Genomic DNA, 21,895 nt, shown 5'->3' with positions numbered 1-21,895 from the left:
AGGGCCGATCGAAGGCCCGCGCGCGACTACTCTTCGCCCTAGGCGCCCGCACCACCGCAGCGGGCCTTCGATACTGGAGTCACCACAGTGACCGACGTACAGACCCCCGCCACGCACTCCGCACCCGGCGTGCTCAGCAGGATCTTCCGTACCGAGCAGGACGGCGCCCCCGGCGACGGCCACGAGCAGGTCGTCCTCTGCCACGACCGCAGCTCCGGACTCAAGGCGATCATCGCCATCCACTCCACCGCGCTGGGCCCGGCCCTCGGCGGCACCCGCTTCTTCCCGTACGCCTCCGAGGAGGCGGCCCTGGAGGACGCGCTGAACCTGTCCCGCGGGATGTCCTACAAGAACGCGCTCGCCGGGCTGGACCTCGGCGGCGGCAAGGCCGTCATCATCGGCGACCCGAACAAGGACAAGAACGAGGCGATGCTCCGGGCCTACGGCCGCTTCGTGGAGTCCCTGCGCGGCCGTTACATCACCGCCTGCGACGTGGGCACCTACGTGCAGGACATGGACGTCATCGCGCGCGAGACCGAGTTCGTGACCGGCCGCTCGCCCGAGCACGGCGGCGCCGGCGACTCGTCCATCCTGACCGCCTTCGGCGTCTTCCAGGGCATGCGGGCCTCCGCCCAGGCCCGCTGGGGCCAGCCGACCCTGCGCGGCAAGCGGGTCGGCGTCGCGGGCGTCGGCAAGGTCGGCCACTACCTGGTCGGCCACCTGGTCGCGGACGGCGCCACCGTCGTCGTCACCGACCCCTTCGAGGCCGCCGTCAACCGCGTGCGCGCCGCCCACCCGGAGGTGGAGGTGGTCGCCGACACCACCGCCCTGCTCCAGGCCAAGCTGGACGTCTACGCCCCCTGCGCCCTCGGCGGTGCGCTGACCGACGCCACGGTCGCCGCGCTCGGCGAGTTCGGCACCTCCGTCGTCTGCGGCGCGGCCAACAACCAGCTGGCCCACCCGGGCGTCGAGAAGGACCTGGCCGACCGCGGCATCCTGTACGCCCCCGACTACCTGGTGAACTCCGGCGGCGTGATCCAGGTCGCCGACGAGATCGACGGCTTCAACTTCGAGCGGGCCAAGAACAAGGCCACCAAGATCTTCGACACCACCCTGGAGATCTTCACGCGGGCCGCCTCCGACGGCATCCCGCCGGCGGTCGCCGCCGACCGCCTGGCCGAGAAGCGGATGCGCGAGATCAGCGCGCTGCGCACGGTCCTGCTGCCGCACGCCCGCCGCGCCTGATCGGACCCGGTGCGGTGATCGTGATGCGCGGGGGGTTCCACCCGGTGGCCCCCCGCGCATCACGATGTGGAACCGGATTCTCACTTCTCCGCCCGAACGGGTGATCCGAGGTCCCCCTAGGGGGGATAATCATTCTTGGAACGACGGACCTCAGACACCTCCGGACAGCGTGCAAATCGCCGCAAAACCTCCCCTGACCTGGGAAGACCTGGTCTCGGGTGCAGTCGGTGCGCGCCACGTCACACCGACGACGTACCGTCCAGCGGCGGAAACAGGTACCGTTAATGCTCCAAGGGACGGTCCTCCTCATTCGGGCAGGCCGGTCCTGATCATGAACACGTGTCAGACTCGGGGCCGTGAGCCCCATCGTTGAGGGGGTCGACCCATGGGGCGCGGCCGGGCCAAGGCCAAGCAGACGAAGGTCGCCCGCGAGCTGAAGTACAACAGCGGCGGGTTCGACGCTAACCGTCTGTCCAACGAGCTGGGCGTATCGCCGTCCACGCCTTCGATCGAGCCGGAGCCGATCGAAGAGGAGGAGGACGACGACCCGTACGCGGAGTACGCCGCCCGCTACGCCGTCGACGACGAGGACGACAACGAGCCGGGCACCGGGCCGTCGCAGGCCTCCCGCCGCTCGTAATCCACAGCTTCACCGGACCGGTCCGGGCGCCCTGGGCGCCGGGCCGGTCTTCGGCGTTCCCGAACACCGTCCGTACCGCCCCCCGTCCGGGGACGCAAGAGGGCCCCTCCGGCGCACCGGAGGGGCCCTCCCACGGGTCGGGGGCGGATCGGCCCGCTCAGCCCGCCGTGAAGCCCTCGTAGGCGTTGTAGAGGGCCGCGCCGCCCTCGTGCTCGTCGGTGCGCTCGACGATGTCACCGAGCAGCCAGGCCTCGACGCCGCGGTCCTCCAGCAGCGACAGCACCACGTCCACCGAGTGCGGCGGGACGACGGCGACCATGCCGACGCCCATGTTGAGCGTCTTCTCGATCTCCAGGGTGGCCACCTTGCCGACCTCGGCGACGGTCCGGAAGACCGGCAGCGGGGTCCACGTGCCGCGGTCCAGGCGGGCGTGCAGCCCGTCCGGGATGACCCGGGCCAGGTTGGCCGCCAGGCCGCCGCCGGTGACGTGCGAGAAGGCGTGCACCTCGGTGGCGCGGATCAGCGCCAGGCAGTCCAGCGAGTAGATCCGGGTCGGCTCCAGCAGCTCCTCGCCGAGGGTGCGGCCGAACTCCTCGACCTTGCGGTCCAGCTTCCAGCCGGCCTCGTTCAGCAGCACGTGGCGGACCAGCGAGTAGCCGTTGGAGTGCAGGCCGGAGGCGGCCATCGCGATCACCACGTCGCCGGCCCGGACGCGCTCGGCGCCCAGCAGCGCGTCGGCCTCGACCACGCCGGTGCCGGCGCCCGCGACGTCGTACTCGTCCGGGCCGAGCAGGCCCGGGTGCTCGGCGGTCTCGCCGCCCACCAGGGCGCAGCCGGCCAGCGCGCAGCCCTCGGCGATGCCCTTGACGATCGAGGCGACCCGCTCCGGGACGACCTTGCCGACGCAGATGTAGTCGGTCATGAACAGCGGCTCGGCGCCGCACACCACGATGTCGTCCACGACCATGCCGACCAGGTCGTGGCCGATGGTGTCGTGCTTGTCCATGGCGGCCGCGATGGCCACCTTGGTCCCCACGCCGTCGGTGGCCGAGGCCAGCAGCGGCCGCTCGTAGTTCTTGAAGGCGGAGACGTCGAAGAGGCCGGCGAAGCCGCCGAGACCGCCGACCACCTCGGGGCGGTTGGCCTTCTTCACCCACTGCTTCATGAGCTCGACGGCGCGGTCGCCCGCCTCGATGTCGACACCGGCGGCGGCGTAGGTGGCGCCGTTCTGGTTGGTGGTCACTGCGTGCGGCCCTCTCGGGTCTGGTGGGGGTGGTTCGTTGCAGCGGAAGGGCGCGTCGTCCGCGGACGACGTCCCGACCGCGTCCCCGGGGCGGGAACAGCGGTGGGGCCCCGGTTCGCGGGACCCCACCGTGGGTTCGTTACGGGCGGCGCAGCGCGTCGGCCGCGCCCGCCCCGCCGAGCAGCGCCTGGACGCCGTCCAGGTCGCTGCCGCTGGTCGGCTTGCCGCGGACGGCGGGCGGCTGCTGGCCGCCCTTGATCTCGGCCTCCAGCAGGAGCTTGCCGAGCAGCGCCGGGTCCGGCAGCTCCATCGGGTACTCGCCGTCGAAGCAGGCCCGGCAGAGCTTGTCCTTGGGCTGCTTGGTGGCCTCGATCATGCCGTCGATCGAGATGTAGGCGAGCGAGTCGGCACCGAGCGTGCGGCCGATCTCCTCCACCGTCATCCCGTTGGCGATCAGCTCCGCGCGGGTGGCGAAGTCGATGCCGAAGAAGCAGGGCCACTTCACCGGCGGCGAGGAGATCCGGATGTGCACCTCGGCGGCGCCCGCCTCGCGCAGCATCCGCACCAGCGCGCGCTGGGTGTTGCCGCGAACGATCGAGTCGTCCACGACCACCAGGCGCTTGCCGGCGATGACCTCGCGCAGCGGGTTCAGCTTGAGCCGGATGCCGAGCTGACGGATGGTCTGGCTGGGCTGGATGAAGGTGCGGCCCACGTAGGCGTTCTTCACCAGGCCGGAGCCGTACGGGATGCCGCTGGCCTCGGCGTAGCCGATCGCGGCGGGGGTGCCGGACTCGGGGGTCGCTATCACCAGGTCGGCCTCGACGGGGGCCTCCTTCGCCAGGCGGCGGCCCATCTCCACGCGGGAGAGGTGCACGTTGCGGCCGGCGATGGAGGTGTCGGGGCGGGCCAGGTAGACGTACTCGAACACGCAGCCCTTGGGCTTCGCCTCGGCGAAGCGGGAGCTGCGCATGCCGTTCTCGTCGATGGCGATGAGCTCGCCGGGCTCGACCTCGCGGATGAAGGAGGCACCGCAGATGTCCAGCGCCGCCGTCTCGGAGGCGACCACCCAGCCGCGCTCCAGCCGGCCGAGCACCAGCGGGCGGATGCCCTGCGGGTCACGGGCGGCGTAGAGGGTGTGCTCGTCCATGAAGACGAGCGAGAAGGCGCCCTTGACCTCGGGCAGCACGACCTTGGCCGTCTCCTCGATGGAGAGGTCCGGGTGGCCGGCCAGCAGGGCGGTCACCAGGTCGGTGTCGTTGGTCGCGGCGGTCCGGCCGGAGCGGGAGACGTGCTCCTCGCCGGGCAGTTCGGCGACCATGGCCGCCAGTTCGGCGGTGTTCACCAGGTTTCCGTTGTGCCCGAGGGCCAGCGAACCGTGCACGGTCGCCCGGAAGGTCGGCTGGGCGTTCTCCCAGACCGAGGAACCGGTGGTCGAGTAGCGGGCGTGTCCAACGGCGATATGCCCGTGCAACGACCCCAGCGAGGCCTCGTCGAAGACCTGGGAGACGAGTCCCATGTCCTTGAAGACGAGAATCTGGGAGCCGTTGCTCACTGCGATGCCCGCGGATTCCTGACCGCGGTGCTGCAGGGCGTAAAGGCCGAAGAACGTGAGCTTGGCGACCTCCTCGCCGGGAGCCCAGACACCGAAGACGCCGCAAGCGTCCTGGGGGCCTTTCTCGCCGGGAAGAAGATCGTGGTTGAGTCTTCCGTCACCACGTGGCACGTCTTCGAGTCTAGGGCAGTTGGCACAGGCCTCCGGAACCCGGGACTGGGGGTTTGTCCGGCGGCCTCGGAGTAACGCGCGTAGACAAAACCCCTTACGGGCTGGGGATTTCGGGTGGGGGGAATTCCGGCGGGTGGCGGTTGGCCTTGTGGTTCGCGCCTGTTGGGGAGTTCGGTGCGCAGTTCCGTGCACGGAGCGGTGGTTGTCGGGGCGGGAGCGAACGTGAGCCTGCTCACCCGGGGTTCAGCCGGGGTTCACGCGGGGGCTCCCTCGGTGGAAGCCGTCGCCCGAGCCCGTGCGCGAGCCGTCACGCGCGCCTTCGCGCGAGCCGTCACGCGAGCTCTTACGCGGCCGGCAGCAGCAGTCCCCAGGAGCCCGGGTGCACCGTCCAGGTCCGAGCGCGGACCGGCCCGACCGGGTGGCCGTCCGCCTCGTAGCCGAAGCCGCGCCCGACCACCGAGACGCTCGCCGCCCGGACGCGCACGAGGGCGCCGGACGCGCGGACCACCACCTCCAGCACACCCGTGCCGCCCGCCGCGCCGCCCGCCGCGTTGCCCGCCGCGCCGTCCCCGCCGCCCGGCAGGGACAGCTCGACCAGCCGGACCGGCCGGTGCACGTCCGCGAGCAGCCGGCCGTCCGCCTCGACCCGGACCCGGGGGCTGCGGTCGGCGACCTCCGGGGCGAGTGCGTTCGCCTGCTCGGCCGCAGCCAATTTCGCCCATAGCGAACGCCAGCCACCCGCGCGGCCCACCAGCCGGCGGGTGGCGCCGCCCGTGATCCGCACCCCGCCGAGCGCCACCCCGCCACCGTCGTCCACCAGCAGGTCGAAGGTGCGCGGCGCGCCCGAGAGCACCGCCCGCGCGGCCCGCACCGGCTCCCCCGGAACCCCGAGCGCACGGGCCGTCGCGAGCTCCTCCGCACGCCCAACCGGAACCATGCCCACCGGATCGGCGCCCAGCTCACGGTGGCGATGCAGGGCCTGCAGCACCCTCTGCAGGGCGAGATCGGAACCGATCACCACCGGTCGCCGCCGACCCCGGTGCGAAAGCACCCGGTCGAGTTCGGACGGGCTCTCCGGATAGACCACCTTGACGTCCGTACCCCCGCAGAGCACGTCCTTCGCGATCCGCACCGACTCGCCGTCGGTCCGCCGGGCCACCGGGTCGAGGAGCAGCAGAATCGGCTCGGGGCCGCTGGTTGCAGGCGTGGACAGGGACGACACGACCGGTCCTTCCTCAGGTAATCTCTCGGTGCAAGAGCCCCTTGCGCCATTGCGCCAGGGGCTTCGTCTATCTCGGGGCAGACAGCGGCCTACGCAGGATGCCCCAACCGGAAGGGGTGTACGCCTGTGCCGGCACTCGTGCTCGTTGGCGCTCAGTGGGGAGACGAGGGCAAGGGGAAGGCGACCGACCTCCTCGGCGGCTCCGTCGACTACGTCGTCCGCTACCAGGGCGGCAACAACGCCGGTCACACGGTGGTCATCGGTGACCAGAAGTACGCCCTGCACCTGCTCCCCTCCGGCATCCTCAGCCCGAACGTCACCCCGGTGATCGGCAACGGCGTCGTGATCGACCCGGCCGTGCTGCTCTCCGAGCTGGCCGGCCTGAACGAGCGCGGCATCGACACCTCCAAGCTGCTGGTCTCGGGCAACGCCCACCTGATCACGCCGTACCACCGCACCCTGGACAAGGTCACCGAGCGCTTCCTCGGCAAGCGCCGGATCGGCACCACCGGCCGCGGCATCGGCCCGACCTACGCGGACAAGATCAACCGCGTCGGCATCCGGGTCCAGGACCTGTTCGACGAGTCGATCCTGCGCCAGAAGATCGAGGCGGCGCTGCACGACAAGAACCAGATCCTGGTCAAGCTGTACAACCGCCGCACCATCCCGGCCGACCTGGTGGTCGAGGAGTACCTGGGCTACGCGGAGAAGATCAAGCCCTTCCTCGCCGACACCACCCTCGTCCTGGACGAGGCGCTCAAGGCGAACAAGGTCGTCCTGCTGGAGGGCGGCCAGGGCACCCTGCTCGACGTCGACCACGGCACGTACCCCTTCGTGACCTCGTCGAACCCGACCGCGGGCGGCGCCTGCACCGGCGCCGGCATCGGCCCCACCAAGATCGACCGGGTCATCGGCATCCTCAAGGCCTACACCACCCGCGTCGGCTCCGGTCCGTTCCCGACCGAGCTGTTCGACCAGGACGGCGAGGCGCTGCGCCGCATCGGCGGCGAGCGCGGTGTCACCACCGGCCGTGACCGCCGCTGCGGCTGGTTCGACGCCGTCATCGCGCGCTACGCGACCCGGGTCAACGGCCTCACCGACTTCTTCCTCACCAAGCTCGACGTGCTGACCGGTTGGGAGCAGATCCCGGTCTGCGTCGCGTACAAGATCGACGGCCGGCGGGTCGAGGAACTCCCCTACAACCAGTCGGACTTCCACCACGCCAAGCCGATCTACGAGACGCTGCCGGGCTGGAACGAGGACATCAGCAAGGCGAAGACCTTCGCCGAGCTGCCGAAGAACGCCCAGGCGTACGTGAAGGCGCTGGAGGAGATGTCCGGCGCGCCGATCTCCGCCATCGGCGTCGGCCCGGGCCGGGACGAGACGATCCAGATCAACTCGTTCATCTGAGCCTGAGCGCTTCGAGGGCCCCCCGGGACGCACCGTCCCGCGGGGCCCTTCGCTTTGCCCAGCAAGTCCCATTTGCACTAGTACACAACAACATTGCTTCTAGTGCAGAGTCCCGCTACGTTCGGATCATGACCGCGAAGCTGCCCACGCCCGTCACCCTCACCGGCCGCCACATCCGCCTGGAGCCGCTGGAGCGCCGCCACCTCGCCGACCTCTGGGCCACCGTCGGCTCCGAGCCCGAGGTCTGGCGCTGGACCATGAACCTCCCGCCCGCCACGGAGGAGGAGCTCGGCGGCATCCTCGACGCCCGCATCGCCGAGGCCGCCGAGGGGCAGTGCGTCCACTTCGCCGCCGTCGACCTCGCGAGCGGCACCGCCGTCGGCATCACCGGCTACCACGACTTCAGCGCCAAGGACGAGTCCGTGGAGATCGGCGGCACCCTCTACGCCCGCTCGGTCTGGCGCACCGCGGTCAACACCGAGGCCAAGCTGCTGCTGCTCACCCACGCCTTCGAGGACCTGGGCATGGGCCGCGTCTTCTGGAAGACCGACGCCCTCAACGAACGCTCCCGCAACGCGATCCAGCGCCTCGGCGCGCAGTTCGAGGGTGTCTTCCGCCGCCACCGGCTCCGCCCCACCGGCACCTGGCGCGACAGCGCCTACTTCTCGATGCTCGCGGACGAGTGGCCGGCGGCCAAGGCCCAGTTGGTGGAGCGGCTTTCGCGGGGCTGATGAGCAGTCACCAGGACCGAATAGCAGTGATCTTGTCCTTTAGCCAAGAGAAGACGTAACTGCCATCGGTACTCAGGAACCACTTCTCCTTACCGTAGGTGTCGTCGGTCGTGTAATCGGGGTCCTTGTAGGTCCACTTGAGCGGGGCGGTACGAGGAGCACACGCCCGGCGGCGATCCGTGGATGCCGATCGCGGCACGGCGCCAGTGTGCCATTGCGCAACTGGCCGGCGCCTCGGACGTCATGTGGTCCCGGTGGGTGTCCGGCAGCCGGTGGTCGGGCCACTACGTGATCGTGTGTCCCAACAAGGTCTGGCCGCAGTTCACTTGTCCGGTGAGATGAAGGACGTGTTCGACACCAACTCATCGGTCCGCGCCCCGGGTGATCCGGGGCACGGACCGTCGTCATGTTCTGGACCATCTGCCGGGATTGATCCGAACCGGGCGGGCGAGAGATGGGGGGTGGGGGCTAGTCCCGCCTGCCCCGGACGGAATGGCGGGGGGCGAACTCGCGTTTTGCGGCGCGGGGCAGCCGGGGTTGCATGTTGACCAGCCAGACCAGCCAGCCGACGAAAAGGACGGCGAGGAGGAGGGCGGACAATCCGGCGACCAGGAGGCCGTTCATCGGGTCGCGGAAATGCGGTGGGGAAGGGGGTGTGGAAGGCGGAGAGGCGAAGGAAGGGACACGGCTGCCTCCGGTCGGTGATGCCGAACGCCCTTACCGTGCATCTGGTGCGCAATTACGGCTGACCGGCAGGGCTGATAGGCGACTTGGCGACTGTTTAGGCGACAACAAGTCAGCGAGTGACACGAACGACCATAGAGTCAAGGTGCCAGAGTTGCTACCGAGGGGATGGACGTTCACTCCATCGGGGGGTATCCCCCATTTCGCTAGCTAGGGCCGGGGCGCCACGGCACACTTCACCGGAAGCATCGCCCGAAGCCGCGATCCGGAGAAGAGAGTCATGCCACCCCGCTTGTCGCCGACCGTGCGCCAGCAGCGCCTTGGGATCGAGCTGCGCAAGATGCGCGAACGCGTCGGCGTGACGCCCAAAAGCCTGGCCGCCACAATCGGCACCGACCTGCCCAAGATCTCCCAGATGGAGAACGGGAAGTCGGGCATCAGCGCCGAACGGCTGCGGGTCTGGGCGCGCGCCTGCGGCTGCGCCGAAGGCCCGTACCTGGACGCCCTGCTCGCGATGACGCAGGACCGCCGGAAGTACTGGTGGGACGGCTTTCGGGGCCGGATGCCGAGCGGGATCGTCGACATCGCGGAGATGGAACACCACGCGGCCTCGCTGTCCATCCTCAACAGCACCTTCGTTCCCGGTCTGCTGCAGACCCCGGCGTACGCGGCCGCCGTGTTCGAGCGGCTCCCCGAGCACGTCCGGCAGGAGGCCGAGGCCCGGATGGCATTCCGGATTCGGCGCCAGCGGATCTTCGTCGACCATCCGAAGCCGTACAGCGCGATCCTGCACGAGTCCGCGCTGCGGATGCAGTTCGGCGGTCCGGAAGTGCTGCGCGAGCAGTTGCGGAGCCTGCTGGAGAATTCCGAACGGCCCGGGCTGGAAATCCGGGTGATCCCGTTCAGCGTCCCCACCTACACCGGGTCCGGGGAAAGCCTGTATCTCGCCCGCGGGCCGGTCCCGGAGCTGGACACCGTCCAGATCGACCTCTCCCACGGGCCGAAGTTCGTGCACACCGAAGCCGAATTGGACTCCTACCGCCGGATCAAGGAGAAGACCGCGGCCATCGCGCTCGGGACGGCCGAGTCCCGGGACTTCATCCGGGCCTTACTGAAAGACTTCTCATGAACGTGTGGCTGAGCGTGTGGCGCAAGTCGTCGGCCAGCGGTGAGAGCACCGACTGCGTCGAGGTCAGAGCCACCGGCGGGCTGGTGGAGATCCGCGAGTCGGACTGGCCCGAGGCGGTCGTGCGGACGACGCCGCGCAAGTGGGCGGCGTTCGTCCGCGGGGTGAAGGCCGGGGAGTTCGACCGGTACGCCGACTTCACCCGGCCGTGAGGCCGACGCCCGTACGCCGCAGCCCGTGCGCGGGGCCCGGCGGCGGTAGGCTTGGCAGCCCACAGTGGACCCTGCGCCTGGCACAGCACTCCGGGTGGGGTGCGCGTGCGGGAGAAATCGGAGCATCCGAGGATGGCTCGGCACCTGATCACCAGCGCCCTTCCGTACATCAACGGGATCAAGCACCTGGGCAACATGGTCGGGTCCATGCTCCCGGCGGACGTCTACTCCCGCTACCTGCGCCGGCGCGGCCACGAGGTGCTCTACATCTGCGCCACCGACGAGCACGGCACGCCCGCCGAGCTGGCCGCCCAGGAGGCCGGGCTGCCGGTCGCCGAGTTCTGCGCCCGGGCGCACGACGCCCAGAAGGCCGTGTACGACGGCTTCGCGCTCTCCTTCGACCACTTCGGCCGCAGCTCCTCGCCGCAGAACCGGGAGATCACCCAGGAGATCGCCCGCGAGCTGCAGCGCAACGGCTTCATCGAGGAGCGCTCGATCCGCCAGGTGTACTCCAACGCCGACGGGCGCTTCCTGCCGGACCGCTACATCGTCGGCACCTGCCCGCACTGCGGCTACGACAAGGCGCGCGGCGACCAGTGCGAGAACTGCACCCGGGTGCTGGACCCGACCGACCTGCTGGAGCCGCGCTCGGCGATCAGCGGCAGCTCCGACCTGGAGGTCCGGGAGACCCGGCACCTGTTCCTGCTCCAGTCGAAGCTGACCGAGGAGGTCGAGCAGTGGATCGCCGCCAACGGCGACGACTGGCCGGTGCTGGCCTCCTCGATCGCCCGCAAGTGGCTGACCGAGGGCCTGCAGGACCGCTCGATCACCCGTGACCTGGAGTGGGGAGTCCCGGTGCCGGCCGACGTGTGGCCCGAACTGGCCGCCGAGGGCAAGGTGTTCTACGTCTGGTTCGACGCCCCGATCGAGTACATCGGCGCCACCAAGGAGTGGGCGGACGCGGCCCCGGCCGGGCAGCTGCGGGACTGGAAGTCCTGGTGGTACGAGGCCGACGAGACCGTCCGCTACACCGAGTTCATGGCCAAGGACAACGTCCCGTTCCACACCGTGATGTTCCCGGCGACGATCCTCGGCTCGCGCCGCCCGTGGAAGAAGGTCGACTACGTCAAGGCCTTCAACTGGCTGACGTACTACGGCGGGAAGTTCTCCACCAGCCAGAAGCGCGGCATCTTCACCGACGTCGCGCTGGAACTGCTGCCGGCCGACTACTGGCGCTACTTCCTGATGGCGCACGCTCCCGAGTCGGACGACTCCAGCTTCACCTGGGACCTCTTCGCCTCGGTGGTCAACAAGGACCTCGCCGACACCCTCGGCAACTTCGTCAACCGGGTGCTCTCCTTCAGCCGCAAGCGCTTCGGCGACGACGTCCCCGGCGGGCACGCCCCGGGCGAGGCCGAGCAGCGCCTCGGCGAGCAGATCGCCGCCCTGCTGGCCGAGTACGAGGCCCAGCTGGACGCGCTCAACTTCCGCAAGGCGGCGCAGGGTCTGCGCGCGCTGTGGAGCGCGGGCAACGCCTACCTGGACGAGAAGGCGCCCTGGCTGCAGGTGAAGACCGACCCGGAGGCGGCGGCGCTGACCCTACGGACGGCGATGAACCTGATCCACCTGTACGCGGTGGTCTCCGAGCCGTTCATCCCGACTGCGGCGGCGGCGATGCGCGGCGCCTTCGCCCTGCCCGAGGACTCGCCGGCGGCCACCCGCAGCTGGGTCGACGCCCGGGAGGCGCAGGCGCTGGACCTGATCCCGGCGGGGACGGCGTTCACGGTGCCGCCGGTGCTGTTCGCCAAGATCACGGACGAGGACCTGGAGGCCTGGACGGCGCGCTTCGGCGGCGCCGAGGGCTAGTCGGGAGCTGGTCCGGCGCTGATCCGGAGCCGGTCGAGGGTCAGTGCGACACGCAGGCAGGGCCTCGGGGGCTTCCCCGGGGCCCTGCGGTGCCGACCTTCCCCGAGGGCGCCTCCTGAGCTACCCGGCCGTCTCCTCCGCGACCCAGGCCAGGTAGCCGGGGCTGCCGGAGACCACCGGCACGGCGATCACCTCGGGCGTCCGGTACGAATGCCGCTCGGCGACGAATCCGGCCAGGCGGTCGGCGAGTTCGGCCCGGGTCTTGAGGTCGATCCGCCACTCCTCGGCGTCCTGCACCTCGCCCTCCCACCAGTACACCGACCGGACGGGGTACACCTGTGCGCAGGCCGCCAGGCGCTCCCGCACCACGGCGGCGGCCAGGGACCGGGCCTGCTCCTCGCTCTCGTGGGTGGTGGTCACCACGACGAAGCCCTGCTGGTTCGCTGTCATGCGCCGACGGTATCCGTCGCACCGGCGGTAACCGTCGCACCGACGGCGCCCGGAGCCACCCGGCGGTGAACCCGGAGCCCCGCCGCCGCGGCCTCGGAAGCGCGGCGACGGGGCGGCTCGGTGCCCGCGGGCCCGGCCTCAGGGCCGGCGCGCGGTGTGGACGGTCATGGCGGAGAGGTAGAAGGCGTCCGGGCGGTTGAGGATGCCGGTGGGCGCGTCCTCGGCGAGGAGGGCCTCCAGGGTGGCGCGGTCCTCCGGGGCGAGCGCCTCGGCGAGCTGGTCGTGGCGGCGGCCGAGCTGGGCGTGCAGGTACTCGCGCACGGGCCGGGCGAGCGGCGCCGGGTGGTCGACCAGGAAGGTGCGGTTGCCGTTGGGGACGAGTCCGGCCCGCCGCAGCATGGCCGGCCAGTCCTCGATCTCCTCGGCGGTGTCGGGCAGTTCGGCGCGCATGGCGCTGAAGCCGTCCTCGTGGGCCGCGTCCAGCCGGGCCTGGAAGCCGGGCCGGCCGAGGCCGAAGTCCCGGGGCAGGAACCGCGGCGGCAGGCCGCTCTCGGCGACGGCGAGCAGCCCACCCGGGCGCAGCCGCGCGCCCAGGGCGGTGAGCGCGGCCTGCTGGTCGCCGAGGTGGTGGATCGCGTTGCCGGACCAGATCAGGTCGGCCTCGCCGAGCTTGTCGAACTCGGCGGGCAGATCGGCCTGTTGGGTGCCCAGGCGGCCGCCGGAGCGGGTCCGGGCGCGCTCCAGCAGGGCGGCCGACTGGTCGACGGCGACCACCTCGGCCGCCGGGAAGACCTCGGCGAGCAGCCCGGCGATCACCCCGGGACCGCTGCCGACGTCCAGGACCCTCCGTACCCCGCCTTCCCCAGACAGGCCGGACAGGCCGGACAGGCCGGACAGCCAGCGCGCGGCCTCGGTGACGGCCGCGGCGCGCAGGTCGGCCTCCTGCTCCAGGTGGGCCGCGAGGGCGTCCCAGTCGAGGTCGGCGGCGGGAACGTGGCCGTGCTGATGGCCGTGGCCGTGCTGGTGCTGGTGCGAGGACATGGCCTCTCCTTCCGGGTCGTGAGGTCGTGGGGTTGTCGGCGGGTCGACGAAAGCTTCCCGCTCAGGCGGGCACGGCGGCGCCGGACGCGCGGTAGCGGTCGACCGCCTGCCCGACCTCCTCCGCCGTGAGGTCGTGGTCCAGCGCGAAGGCGGCCGCCGCGCCCATCCCGGCGGCGGTGACCACCTGGGCGCGCGGGTCGGCGACGTTGCCGACCGCCCAGACGCCGGGCAGGCTGGTGCGCCCGGTCCGGTCGGTGGTGACCCAGCCGTTGTCGTCCCGTTCGCAGTCGAGACCGAAGAACAGGGCGTCCCGGGGCACCGGCTGCGGGAAGACGAACACCGCCTCGCGCGGCACCACCCGTCCGTCGGCGAGTTCCACGCCGCGCAGCCGCCCGTCGTCGGCGACCAGCCGGACGATCCGGCCCTCGACCACCCGGACGCCCCGGGCAGCGAGCCGCTCGCGGTCGACGTCGGTCGGTTCGAGGGTGTGCGCGAGCAGCAGCACGTCGGCCGACCACTGCCGCAGGGTCAGCGCCTGGTTGACCGCCCCCGGGCCGGTGCCGAGCACGCCGAGCGGGCGGTCGCGGACCTCCCAGCCGTGGCAGTACGGGCAGTGCAGCACGTCGAGGCCCCAGCGCTCGGTCAGGCCCGGCAGCTCCGGCAGCCCGTCGCGCAGCCCGGTGGCGACCACCACCACGTCGTGGCGCTCCGTCGCCCTCGTCCTCGTCCCGCTCATGGCGCTCACCTCCGTCGTCAGGCTGCGACCGACCATCCCGTGTCGGCAAGCGTTGTTGCCACCTCAGCAAACACCTCCCCGCGCACTTCCCCTCCAGCCCTCCCGCTCATGCGCCGGTCCGCCGCCAGTACGAGCGGGTGGCCACCGCCAGCGCGACCCCGTACCCGGCGAACGCGCTCATCCCGACCCAGCCGATCTGCAGTGCCTGCCCGGCCGTGGCGAGCGCGCCCACCCGGATCTCGGTCACCCCGGTCGCGCACAGCGACAGGTAGCCGATCCCGACCAACCCGTACGGCACCAGCGTGGCCGCGCCGATCAGCGCCGGAGTGAGCGGCAGCCAGCGCGGGACGCGACGGCCGCGCAGCAGCAGGGTCCAGCGCGGGAAGACCTGCCCCCACGGCCGCACCAGCCCCCACAGCAGGAACACCCCGATCGCCGCCAGCAGCACCGTGCCGTCCAGCCCCCAGCGCTCCAGGGCGAGCCAGATCCCGGACGAGCCGTTGTGCACGTAGTCCGCGTACATCTGGTCGCCGCTGATCCCGGCGAAACTCCCGCCTAGTCCCCAGATCAGCTTCATCACGACGTACGGCACGAAGGACAACGTCCCCGCCCAGGCCGCGAGTTGGACGGCCTCCGGAGCCGCCGACGGGGCTGCGGAGGGAGCGGCCGCTCGGGCGACCGGCCGCCGGGCCCGGGCAGCCCCGGCCAGCAGCAGCGCCCCGGCCGCCGCCAGTGCCTTGTGCACCGCGGCCGGGACGCTGTCCACGGCCTGCCCGAACAGCAGCGCCAACACGTCCATCAGCAGGCTCCAGGCCGCCACCACGGCCAGCCCGCACAACGCCCACAACACCCCGGTCAGCCATCGCGCCGACCGCAGCCGTACCGCCGCACACCCGGCCGCGACCGCCGCCAGGCCCACCCCGGCGACCGCCCACCCCAGCCAGGCGCCGCCGAGCAGCGCGGTCCCGCTCAGCGCGCAGCCCAACCCGAACCCGCCGTAGCCGACTCCCCAACCGGCCACCGCCCAACCGCTCCTGACCCACCCCTGCTTCGCCATGGCCCCAGGGTCACCCGCGCCCCCGCACCGCGGCCTCCGCCGGGACGACGATCCGGCTCCCCCGCCGGAGGGATCCCCGGACACCCCTTGCCTTGGAGCGCACTCCAACTCCTAGCCTCTGAGCCACCACCGCATCACCGACCCACCATCAGGGGGAGCACGACCATGCGCTACCGCGTTCTCGGCGGCACCGGCATCGAGGTGAGCGCCTACTGCCTCGGCACGATGATGTTCGGCGCGATCGGCAACCCGGATCACGACGACTGCGCCCGGATCATCAACGCCGCGCTCGACCGGGGCATCAACTTCGTCGACACCGCCGACATCTACTCGGCGGGCGAGTCCGAGGAGATCGTCGGCCGGACGCTGGCCGCCCGCGGCGACCGCGACGACATCGTGCTCGCCACCAAGGCGCACTTCCCGATGGGCGAGGGCCGCAACCGGGGCGGCAACTCGCGGCGCTGGATCGTCCGCGAGGTCGAGGAGAGCCTGCGCCGGCTGCGTACCGACCGGATCGACCTGTACCAGATCCACCGGCCGGACCACACCACGGACATCGAGGAGACCCTCTCCGTCCTCGGCGACCTGGTCCGGGCCGGCAAGATCCGCGCCTTCGGCTGCTCGACCTTCCCCGCCGAGCAGATCGTGGACGCCCACCACGTGGCCGAGCGCCGCGCCCTGCCGCGCTTCCGCACCGAGCAGCCGCCGTACTCACTGCTCGCCCGCGGGGTGGAGCGGGACGTGCTGCCGGTGGTGCGGCAGCTCGGGATGGGTGCCCTGACCTGGGGCCCGCTGGCCGGCGGCTTCCTCACCGGCCGCTACCGCAAGGGGCAGGAGATCGACCTCACCCGCGGCCGCGCCGCGATCAACCCGGGCCGCTTCGACCCGGCGCTGCCCGCCACGGCCGCCAAGCTGGACGCGGTGGAGGCCTTCACCGAGCTCGCCGGGGAGCTCGGTCGCACTCTGCCCGAGCTGGCCGTGGCCTTCCCGCTGGCGCACCCGGCGGTCACCTCGGTGATCCTCGGCCCGCGCACCATGGAGCAGCTCGACTCCGCCCTCAAGGGAGCCGACCTGGTCCTGGACGACGCCGTCCTGGACCGGATCGACGCCGTCGTCCCGCCCGGCACGGACCTCTACCGGGCCGACGGCGCCTGGCAGCCGCCGGCCCTCACCACCCCGGGCCTGCGCCGCCGCCCGGCCGCCGAGCGCTCGGCGGGCTAGCCGAGGCCAGACATCGAGACACTGCTACACGGCGCATTACAGCGCGATACAATGGCCGCATGAAGACCATCACGCAGCGCGAACTCGCGGCGCGGTCCAAGGCCGTACTCGACGACGTCGAAGCCGGCGAGATCTACCACATCACTCGCAACGGCACCGAGATCGCCGAGGTCCGTCCGATCAGCAGCCGCCGCCGATTCGTCCCCGTCGAAGAGCTCCAGCGGAAGTGGCAGAACGCGCCGGCCGTCGACGCAGCACAGATGCGTGCCGAAGCCGATGCCTTCTACGGCGACGAGGACCGGGTCGGCGACGACCCGTGGGAGCAGGCGTGACCGAGCGGCGCCAACGCGGGCTTCTCGACACCTGCGTCGTCATCGACCTTCCGCAGATCGATCCGCAATTCCTGCCGGTCGATGCGGCGCTGTCGTCCATCGTGCTGGCCGAACTCGCCCAGGGCGTAGCCATGGCGAAGGACCCGGTGCAGATGTTGGCCAGAGCCCAGCGGCTCGCAGACGCCGAGGCCGAGTTCGCCGCCCTGCCGTTCGACCGAGAGGCAGCTCGACGGTTCGGCACACTGGTCGCACTCACGCTCCAGGCCAAGCGGGACCCCCGCCCGCGCCGCATGGACCTGATGATCGCGGCCATAGCCGCCGCTCACGGCCTGCCGCTGTACACCCGGAACGGGGCTGACTTCGCCGGCCTCGAACAGGGAGTCGAAATCATCGTGGTCTAGGGCGACCGCCCGCCGGCGCAGCCAAGCGGTCGCCCCGCGTCCGGTTCACCCCCTCGGCGCGGCGAAGCAGTGGACGAGGACCGTACGGCCGGAGGCCCACCGCTGCTCGCCGCTGCCGAGCAGGGTCCAGCCGAGGCGGCGGTAGAGGGCCACGGCGGCGGTGTCGGTGGCGAGCACGTCGAGCACGGGGTGCAGCCCGAGCGCCCGCGCGTGCACCACGGCGCGTGCCAGCAGGTGCGCGCCGGTGCCGTGGCCGCGCGCCGTCGGGGCGACGTACAGGCGGCCGATCACGGCGGTCAGTTCCGGCCGCCCGCCGGTCCGCAGGCTCCACAGCCCGGGGGCCGCATCGCCCGGGGCGCTGCGGGAGAGTCCGACGTGCCCGGTGATCCGGCCCGCCGCCTCGGCGACCCAGGCGGCCAGCAGGCCGTCCGGGGTGAGCCAGGCGGCGGGCCGCTCGGGCCAGTCGGCGGGGTAACCGTCGACGGTGTGAACGTCGTCCAGCACCCGGACGCAGTCGGCGAGGTCAGCGGCGCGGCGCCGTCGGACGCCCGCCCCCGGACCGGTCCGCCGAGATCCGGACGCGACGACGTCGGCGCGTTCTTCAAGGTCAGCCATGCCGGTACGTTACCGGCCGCCCCTCACCGTCGCAGCAGGTCGACGACCCCGGTCAGGTCCTCCTCGCCGCTGCCGAGCTCCAACCGACGCTCCATCAGCCGGAAGTAGGGCTCCAGCAGTTCGGGGCTCACCCCCTGCTCCTCGGCCGTGCGCAGCAGCGTGCCCTTGCCCGCGACCTGCATCGCCAGGCTGGACACCACGCCCTTGGTGTAGTCGCCGCTCTCCAACTGCTCCGCGGTCGTGGCGACGGTCCGGGACATCGCGGTGAGGAAGTCGCGGAGCAGCGGCGCGAGCCCGCCCGGCGCGACGGCCTCGCCGCGGATCAGCGCGAAGGCGTGCGCGACCCCGGCGAACATCCCGTACATGGCGCTGAGCAGTGCCACGTCGTGCAGCGCCGCGCTCCCGGCGTCCTCGCCCACGTACCGGGTGTCGGCCGGGACGGCGAGGGTCGCCCCGTGCTCCTCGAACAGCCCGGCGGAGCCGCTGTAGAAGACGTACGGCCCGGCCGCCGGGACGCCGATCATCGGCGGGACGGCCATGATCCCGCCGTCCAGGTAGCGGGCGCCGCGCCGCTGGGCCCAGGCGGCGCGGGCGCGGGCCTGCCCGGGGGTGCTGGTGACCAGGTTGACCAGGTCCTTGCCGGCCAGGTCGGCGCCGGCCAGCGCCTCGTCCACGGAGGCGTCGTCGAGCAGGCAGACGACGACCAGCCGGTTCGCCGCGACGGCCTCGGCGGCGCTGTCGGCGACGACGGCGCCGCGTACGGCGAGTGCGTTGGCGCGGGCGGCGGTGCGGTTCCAGACGGTCAGCGGGTGCCCGGCGGTGAGCCAGGCCTCGGCCAGCGCGGTGCCCATCGCGCCGAGGCCGAGCAGGGTGAGCGGGGTGGGCGGGGCGGGCGGGGTCCTGCGGGATTCCTCAACTGTGTTCTGTGCCATGCCGATCAGCCTCCGCGCCGACCCCGGAAACGATCAAGTACGCACTTCGAAGTGGGTGGTTACCCTGAGGTGAGGATCGAGGTCGGAAGGGGTGGGCATGGCGACCGTGCCGAGGCCGGGGGCGTACGTCTGCGGGATCGACGCCGCGATGGACGTGATCGGCGGCAAGTGGAAGGTGCTGATCCTGTGGGCCCTGGGCGAGCGCCCGTGCTGCCGCTTCGGCGAGCTGCGCCGCCTGGTGCCGGGGATCACCGAGAAGGTGCTGGCCGCCCACCTGCGCGAGCTGGAGGCGGACGGCATCGTGCACCGGGAGGCGTACGAGGAGGTGCCGCCCCGGGTCGAGTACGCGCTGACCGAGGCGGGGCGGCACCTCAACGCGGCGCTCGCGCCGCTGGGGCGCTGGGGGCGGGAGCACGTCCTGGGCGTGGCCCCGCACCCCCGGTGACTCAGGGCTACTCCGCCACCGGGTACCAGCGGTTCAATACCGCCATGCGACCCGACCTCAGCACCCCGCTGCGCAGCGAGCGCCTCGACCTGCTGCCGCTCGTCCCCGAGCACGCCGACGAACTGGCCGCCGCCCTCGCCGACCCCGCCCTGCACACCTTCACCGGCGGCCGCCCGGCCACCCCCGAGGAGCTGCGCGCCCGCTGCGCCCGGCTCGCCGCCGGCTCCCCCGACCCGGCCGAGACCTGGGGCACCTGGGTCCTGCGACTGCGCGCCGACGACGCCCTGACCGGCTACGTCCAGGCCACCGTCCGCCCCGGGGCCACCGAACTCGCCTGGGTGGTCGGCACCGCCTGGCAGCGGCGCGGCCTCGCCACCGAAGCCGCCCGCACCCTCCTCGCCCACCTCACCACCCTCGGCACCACCACGGCCGTCGCCCACATCCACCCCGACCACCACGCCTCCGCCCGCGTCGCCCACACCCTCGGCCTCCGCCCCACCCCGCACACCCAGGACGGCGAAACCCGCTGGCGGACCGACCTTTCGCAGCCGTAGCCGCCGAGCCCCGACCCCACCCGGAATGCCCACCACCATCGATGGGGTTGGATACAGCCATGGCATCTCGTGCACGCGTACGCGCCCCCGAGCTGGTCGGGGCAGGCGGTTGGCTGAACACCGGCGGCAAGGAGCTCACCCTCGCCGACTTCCGGGGCAAGATCACCGTCCTGGACTTCTGGACCTTCTGCTGCATCAACTGTCTGCACGTCCTCGACGAGCTCCGTGAGCTGGAGGAGAAGCACCGCGACACCGTGGTGATCGTCGGCGTGCACTCGCCCAAGTTCGTCCACGAGGCCGACCACCAGGCCGTCGTCGACGCCGTCGCCCGGTACGAGGTGCACCACCCGGTGCTGGACGACCCGGCGCTCGCGACCTGGAAGCAGTACGCCGTCCGCGCCTGGCCGACGCTCGTCGTGATCGACCCCGAGGGCTACGTGGTGGCCCAGCACGCCGGTGAGGGCCACGCCCACGCGATCGCCCGCCTGGTCGAGGAGCTGGAGGCCGAGCACGCCGCCAAGGGCACGCTGCGCCGGGGCGACGGCCCGTACGTGGCGCCCGAACCCACCGCCGGGGACCTCAAGTTCCCCGGTAAGGCGGTCCGGCTGCCGAACGGCCACTTCCTGGTCGCCGACTCCGGCCACCACAGCCTGGTCGAGCTGGCCGAGGACGGCGAGACGGTGGTGCGCCGGATCGGCGACGGGCAGCGCGGCCTGGTGGACGGCGCCAGCCCCCGGTTCAGCGAGCCGCAGGGCCTCGCGCTGCTGCCGGAGGGCGCCGACTACGACGTGGTCGTGGCCGACACCGTGAACCACGCGCTGCGCGGCGTGCGCCTCGCCGACGGCAGCGTCACCACCCTGGCCGGCACCGGCCGCCAGTGGTGGCAGGGCTCGGCGACCGAGGGCCCGGCCCGCGAGGTGGACCTCTCCTCGCCCTGGGACGTCGCCTGGTTCGACGGCAAGGTGTGGATCGCGATGGCCGGCGTGCACCAGCTGTGGGCGTACGACCCGGCGGACGGCACGGTCGGCGTCGCGGCCGGCACCACCAACGAGGGCCTGGTGGACGGCCCGGCCGCCGAGGCCTGGTTCGCCCAGCCCTCCGGCCTCGCCGTCTCCGCGGACGGCGAGAAGCTCTGGGTCGCCGACTCCGAGACCTCCGCGCTGCGCTTCGTTTCACGTGGAACCATGACGGTCCAAACCGCCGTCGGCACCGGCCTGTTCGACTTCGGCCACCGTGACGGCGCCGCCGACCAGGCCCTGTTCCAGCACCCGCTGGGCGTGACCGTGCTGCCGGACGGCTCGGTGGCCGTCGCCGACACCTACAACCACGCGCTGCGCCGCTTCGACCCGGCGAGCGGCGAGGTCAGCACCCTGGCCACCGATCTGCGTGAGCCCTCCGGCGCGGTGCTGGTGGACGGCGACATCGTGGTGGTCGAGTCGGCCCGGCACCGGCTGACCCGGCTGCGGCTGCCCGAGGAGGCCGTCCGGGTCGAGTCGGTGGCGCACCGCACCCAGCGCGCGGCCACCGAGGTCGCGCCCGGCGCCTTCCGACTGGACGTGGTCTTCGAGGCGCCGAGCGGCCAGAAGCTGGACGAGCGCTACGGCCCGTCCACCCGGCTGCTGGTCAGCTCGACCCCGCCCGAGCTGCTGGTGTCCGGCGCCGGCGCGGACTCCGCCCTCTCCCGCGAGCTGGTGCTCTCCGACCAGGTCACCGAGGGCGTGCTGCACGTCTCGGCGATGGCGGCCTCCTGCGACGACGACCCGGAGATCGAGTTCCCGGCCTGCCACGTGCACCAGCAGGACTGGGGCGTGCCGGTGAAGCTGGTCGCCGACGGCGCCCGCCGCCTCCCGCTGGTCCTGGCCGGGATGGAGTAGGCGGGCGGACGAAGAGGGCGGGGGGCCCGGGGGGGGGGGGGGCGGGGGGCCCCCCCCCGGGCGCGGGGGCCACCCGGCCCGCCCCGGCGCGGCCGTAGGCGGACCCGGCGCGCGGGGGGGCGGGGGCCGGCGGCG

Annotated in this window: 23 protein-coding genes; 13 read left to right on the top strand and 10 right to left on the bottom strand. The window is 72.2% G+C overall.

Annotated elements, in window-relative coordinates; all coding sequences use genetic code 11:
• Window positions 1-87 precede the first annotated feature (87 nt).
• Both ACIRYZ_RS29830 and ACIRYZ_RS29825 read left to right on the top strand, forming a co-directional pair.
• Window positions 88-1,245: a Glu/Leu/Phe/Val dehydrogenase dimerization domain-containing protein gene (locus ACIRYZ_RS29830; RefSeq protein WP_393034946.1), complete on the top strand. Its 1,158-nt coding sequence runs from the start codon at window positions 88-90 to the stop codon at window positions 1,243-1,245.
• Between the two features lie 385 nt (window positions 1,246-1,630).
• The gene (locus ACIRYZ_RS29825) at window positions 1,631-1,885 is read left to right on the top strand and encodes a DUF3073 domain-containing protein (protein ID WP_393034949.1); all 255 of its coding nucleotides are present in this window, start codon (window positions 1,631-1,633) and stop codon (window positions 1,883-1,885) included.
• 157 nt (window positions 1,886-2,042) lie between these two features.
• On the opposite strand, the gene purM is transcribed toward ACIRYZ_RS29825, so the two are convergent.
• The 3 genes from purM to ACIRYZ_RS29810 form a co-directional block, all read right to left on the bottom strand.
• Entirely contained in the window at window positions 2,043-3,128 is a 1,086-nt protein-coding gene (purM, locus tag ACIRYZ_RS29820; protein WP_387618686.1) for a phosphoribosylformylglycinamidine cyclo-ligase, read from the bottom strand.
• Window positions 3,129-3,267: 139 nt separating this feature from the next.
• Window positions 3,268-4,851, bottom strand: a complete 1,584-nt coding sequence (gene purF, locus ACIRYZ_RS29815; RefSeq protein WP_402950046.1) for an amidophosphoribosyltransferase — start codon at window positions 4,849-4,851, stop codon at window positions 3,268-3,270.
• 343 nt (window positions 4,852-5,194) lie between these two features.
• The gene (locus ACIRYZ_RS29810; RefSeq protein WP_402950044.1) at window positions 5,195-6,073 is read right to left on the bottom strand and encodes a diacylglycerol kinase family protein; all 879 of its coding nucleotides are present in this window, start codon (window positions 6,071-6,073) and stop codon (window positions 5,195-5,197) included.
• 126 nt (window positions 6,074-6,199) lie between these two features.
• Here ACIRYZ_RS29810 and ACIRYZ_RS29805 point away from each other — a divergent pair, with 126 nt between their 5' ends.
• Together ACIRYZ_RS29805 and ACIRYZ_RS29800 are read left to right on the top strand one after the other, a co-directional pair.
• Window positions 6,200-7,483: an adenylosuccinate synthase gene (locus ACIRYZ_RS29805; RefSeq protein WP_402950041.1), complete on the top strand. Its 1,284-nt coding sequence runs from the start codon at window positions 6,200-6,202 to the stop codon at window positions 7,481-7,483.
• 128 nt (window positions 7,484-7,611) lie between these two features.
• Window positions 7,612-8,214, top strand: coding sequence for a GNAT family N-acetyltransferase (locus ACIRYZ_RS29800; protein WP_402950038.1), 603 nt, complete (start codon window positions 7,612-7,614; stop codon window positions 8,212-8,214).
• 468 nt (window positions 8,215-8,682) lie between these two features.
• Here the strand turns inward: ACIRYZ_RS29800 and ACIRYZ_RS29795 are convergent, their stop codons facing one another.
• A complete protein-coding gene (locus tag ACIRYZ_RS29795; protein WP_402950035.1) occupies window positions 8,683-8,838 on the bottom strand; it encodes a hypothetical protein in 156 nt (51 codons plus the stop codon).
• Between the two features lie 340 nt (window positions 8,839-9,178).
• Between ACIRYZ_RS29795 and ACIRYZ_RS29790 the strand changes: the two genes are divergently transcribed.
• From ACIRYZ_RS29790 to metG, 3 genes are all read left to right on the top strand, one after another.
• Window positions 9,179-10,027, top strand: coding sequence for a helix-turn-helix domain-containing protein (locus tag ACIRYZ_RS29790; RefSeq protein WP_402950032.1), 849 nt, complete (start codon window positions 9,179-9,181; stop codon window positions 10,025-10,027).
• Window positions 10,024-10,236, top strand: coding sequence for a DUF397 domain-containing protein (locus ACIRYZ_RS29785; RefSeq protein WP_387618665.1), 213 nt, complete (start codon window positions 10,024-10,026; stop codon window positions 10,234-10,236). The genes ACIRYZ_RS29790 and ACIRYZ_RS29785 overlap by 4 nt, the downstream gene beginning before the upstream one ends.
• Before the next feature lie 132 nt (window positions 10,237-10,368).
• Window positions 10,369-12,102, top strand: coding sequence for a methionine--tRNA ligase (metG, locus tag ACIRYZ_RS29780; RefSeq protein ID WP_402950029.1), 1,734 nt, complete (start codon window positions 10,369-10,371; stop codon window positions 12,100-12,102).
• Between the two features lie 120 nt (window positions 12,103-12,222).
• Here the strand turns inward: metG and cutA are convergent, their stop codons facing one another.
• The 4 genes from cutA to ACIRYZ_RS29760 form a co-directional block, all read right to left on the bottom strand.
• On the bottom strand, window positions 12,223-12,552 hold the full coding sequence (gene cutA, locus ACIRYZ_RS29775) for a divalent-cation tolerance protein CutA (RefSeq protein ID WP_402950027.1): 330 nt from the start codon (window positions 12,550-12,552) through the stop codon (window positions 12,223-12,225).
• A 138-nt stretch (window positions 12,553-12,690) separates the two neighbouring features.
• Window positions 12,691-13,593, bottom strand: a complete 903-nt coding sequence (locus ACIRYZ_RS29770; protein WP_402950024.1) for a class I SAM-dependent methyltransferase — start codon at window positions 13,591-13,593, stop codon at window positions 12,691-12,693.
• A 61-nt stretch (window positions 13,594-13,654) separates the two neighbouring features.
• A complete protein-coding gene (locus ACIRYZ_RS29765; protein WP_402950022.1) occupies window positions 13,655-14,329 on the bottom strand; it encodes an NAD(P)/FAD-dependent oxidoreductase in 675 nt (224 codons plus the stop codon).
• A gap of 106 nt (window positions 14,330-14,435) precedes the next feature.
• Window positions 14,436-15,386 (bottom strand): hypothetical protein, encoded by a 951-nt coding sequence (locus ACIRYZ_RS29760; RefSeq protein WP_402950019.1) that lies wholly within the window; start codon window positions 15,384-15,386, stop codon window positions 14,436-14,438.
• Between the two features lie 165 nt (window positions 15,387-15,551).
• Between ACIRYZ_RS29760 and ACIRYZ_RS29755 the strand changes: the two genes are divergently transcribed.
• From ACIRYZ_RS29755 to ACIRYZ_RS29745, 3 genes are read left to right on the top strand one after another with little or no spacing between them, the layout of a single operon-like run.
• Complete coding sequence (locus tag ACIRYZ_RS29755; RefSeq protein WP_402950016.1) at window positions 15,552-16,607, top strand: aldo/keto reductase; 1,056 nt, start codon at window positions 15,552-15,554, stop codon at window positions 16,605-16,607.
• A 59-nt stretch (window positions 16,608-16,666) separates the two neighbouring features.
• On the top strand, window positions 16,667-16,939 hold the full coding sequence (locus ACIRYZ_RS29750) for a type II toxin-antitoxin system Phd/YefM family antitoxin (RefSeq protein WP_402950013.1): 273 nt from the start codon (window positions 16,667-16,669) through the stop codon (window positions 16,937-16,939).
• Window positions 16,936-17,340: a type II toxin-antitoxin system VapC family toxin gene (locus ACIRYZ_RS29745; protein ID WP_402950010.1), complete on the top strand. Its 405-nt coding sequence runs from the start codon at window positions 16,936-16,938 to the stop codon at window positions 17,338-17,340. Before ACIRYZ_RS29750 ends, ACIRYZ_RS29745 begins: the two co-directional genes overlap by 4 nt.
• Before the next feature lie 45 nt (window positions 17,341-17,385).
• On the opposite strand, the gene ACIRYZ_RS29740 is transcribed toward ACIRYZ_RS29745, so the two are convergent.
• Together ACIRYZ_RS29740 and ACIRYZ_RS29735 are read right to left on the bottom strand one after the other, a co-directional pair.
• Window positions 17,386-17,955 carry a GNAT family N-acetyltransferase gene (locus tag ACIRYZ_RS29740; RefSeq protein ID WP_402950007.1) on the bottom strand — a complete coding sequence of 190 codons (570 nt, stop codon included), beginning with the start codon at window positions 17,953-17,955 and terminating at the stop codon, window positions 17,386-17,388.
• A 23-nt stretch (window positions 17,956-17,978) separates the two neighbouring features.
• Window positions 17,979-18,887 carry an NAD(P)-dependent oxidoreductase gene (locus ACIRYZ_RS29735; RefSeq protein WP_402950004.1) on the bottom strand — a complete coding sequence of 303 codons (909 nt, stop codon included), beginning with the start codon at window positions 18,885-18,887 and terminating at the stop codon, window positions 17,979-17,981.
• A gap of 97 nt (window positions 18,888-18,984) precedes the next feature.
• Between ACIRYZ_RS29735 and ACIRYZ_RS29730 the strand changes: the two genes are divergently transcribed.
• The 3 genes from ACIRYZ_RS29730 to ACIRYZ_RS29720 are packed head-to-tail and all read left to right on the top strand — an operon-like array spanning window position 18,985 to window position 21,760.
• The gene (locus ACIRYZ_RS29730; protein ID WP_402950001.1) at window positions 18,985-19,332 is read left to right on the top strand and encodes a winged helix-turn-helix transcriptional regulator; all 348 of its coding nucleotides are present in this window, start codon (window positions 18,985-18,987) and stop codon (window positions 19,330-19,332) included.
• Window positions 19,333-19,376: 44 nt separating this feature from the next.
• Window positions 19,377-19,886 (top strand): GNAT family N-acetyltransferase, encoded by a 510-nt coding sequence (locus tag ACIRYZ_RS29725; RefSeq protein WP_402949998.1) that lies wholly within the window; start codon window positions 19,377-19,379, stop codon window positions 19,884-19,886.
• Window positions 19,887-19,945: 59 nt separating this feature from the next.
• Window positions 19,946-21,760: an NHL domain-containing thioredoxin family protein gene (locus ACIRYZ_RS29720; RefSeq protein ID WP_402949995.1), complete on the top strand. Its 1,815-nt coding sequence runs from the start codon at window positions 19,946-19,948 to the stop codon at window positions 21,758-21,760.
• Window positions 21,761-21,895 lie beyond the last annotated feature (135 nt).

The sequence above is a fragment of the Kitasatospora sp. NPDC101155 genome (genome assembly GCF_044768305.1).
Taxonomy (GTDB): Bacteria; Actinomycetota; Actinomycetes; order Streptomycetales; family Streptomycetaceae; genus Kitasatospora.
Note: the sequence above shows the minus strand (reverse complement) of the source record. Positions and strands in the feature narration are given on the sequence as shown.